General features: G+C 59.6%; 1 protein-coding gene. It reads right to left on the bottom strand.

Annotated features, from left to right (window positions below; translation table 11 throughout):
* Positions 1-1,714, bottom strand: a 1,714-nt coding sequence (locus tag ACKLNI_RS00030; protein ID WP_413716945.1) for a mechanosensitive ion channel domain-containing protein, incomplete at both ends; no start/stop codon positions are given.

Consider the following 1,714-nt stretch of genomic DNA (forward strand, 5'->3'; position numbering starts at 1 on the left):
TTGTAGGCACGCCCGATGGCCCATTGCTTGCCGGGCACGGTCTTGATGCGCGCACGCAGCATGACGGCGCTGTCTCCGAAGGCGGTGATGCCCAACCACTCCAGCGGGGCGATGACGGACACGGCCGTTTCCGGGTCCTCCATCATCATGTCGAAAGCGTCATGCATGGCTTTTCTAGCGTCTTCCACGTTCTCGCGGTACGCGATCCCCAAGTCGCAGACGGAGTAGGAGAAATCGCGCATGGCGTTGCTGACCATGTTCACGCTGGAAAACGGGATGATATGGAACACGCCCTGTCCATCACGCAGACTGACTGAGCGCACCGACAGCTTTTCGACCGCGCCCGTGATGCCCCCAACGGTGATCACATCGCCCACATTGATTGCGTTCTCGAACTGGATGAATACCCCCGTGATGATGTCCTTGACCATCGACTGGGCTCCAAAGCCTATCGCCAGGCCAAGAACACCGGCGGAGGCGAGCAGCGGCCCGATATTCAGGCCGATCTCGGACAGGCAGAACATCAGGGTAAGGATCACCAGAGCGATCGTCGCCGCGTTTCGCAATAACGTCAGCAGTGTGGTCTCGCGCGACGTCGGCACGGCGCCGAATTCGGGGTTCAGCCGGTAATCCACGAACGAGGTCAGTGCCAGCCAGAGCAAGAAGGATACAAACAGGATCATCGCAATCGAGATGATCGAAGTCGTAATCTGCAGCCCCAGCTGGCTTTCCAGCCATGCGCGCATGTCTATCATGCCGATCACGTCGAGTACGAAGAACATCACGATGGCCAAGATGATGAGGCGAAGGGTGCCGAAAGCGCGGGGGACGAACCGGTTGAGACGCGGCTCCAGCAGCGGGAGTTTCTGGTTGATCTCATCGGGAAGCGCTACGCCGCGGGTCATCGCCTCGGAAAGCCAGCCCGACACGAGCGAGGACACGACGAGAGCTGCTAGTATCTTTCCCGAGGCGACCAAAGCATTCAGCGTGACGTCGGCGGGCTGCGTCATCACCACCAGGAACATCGCGCTCAAATAGCCGAGCACGATCCAGTGCCAAGTATTCGCAAGCGAAACCATCAGGCCGTGGGCCCATCCCGATTTCGACGCATTAGACTGCCTGCCGGATTGATCGTCCTCCGAGTGGAGAGCCTCGTCCGAGGACGACAACCAGTTGGCGACTTCGTTGCGGCGGCGGACCACCACGTAGATCAGGTAGACCAACACGAAGACCGACAGCAGCGCCGATACCCCGCTCCCCGCAGCCATCGATGCGTTCCGGTTGACGATTGGAACCACGAGCAACTGACCGTAGCCCAGTACCCCGACCACAAGACTGAGCGACCAGTTGATCGTGATCGCCGCGTGGTCGGTGACCCGCACCAGACGTAATCCGGCTGCCGCCGGCGATAGCACGGCGCGAATAACGACCTTGCCACTCTCGACCAGAAGAAAGGCGTTCAGGAACATCGATTGGCGAATGCCGATGGTGCCAAATTCACCCACCGCGAGGATCGCCGCGACATATCCCAACGTCCACGCCAGCGCCACAATCAACAGGTCAATGATGTTGGACACCAGAAACAGCGAAACCGTGCGGAAGAAACCCGCCCGCTCAGCGCTGCGGCCGAGACGAGAGTAAAAACGTTTGGCCAGCGTGCGCAGGACCAGGAAGACCGAAACCGTGATGACAATAATTAAGAGCAGTTCCGGCA

The organism is Silicimonas lutimaris, assembly GCF_047314965.1.
GTDB lineage: Bacteria > Pseudomonadota > Alphaproteobacteria > Rhodobacterales > Rhodobacteraceae > JAVJUV01.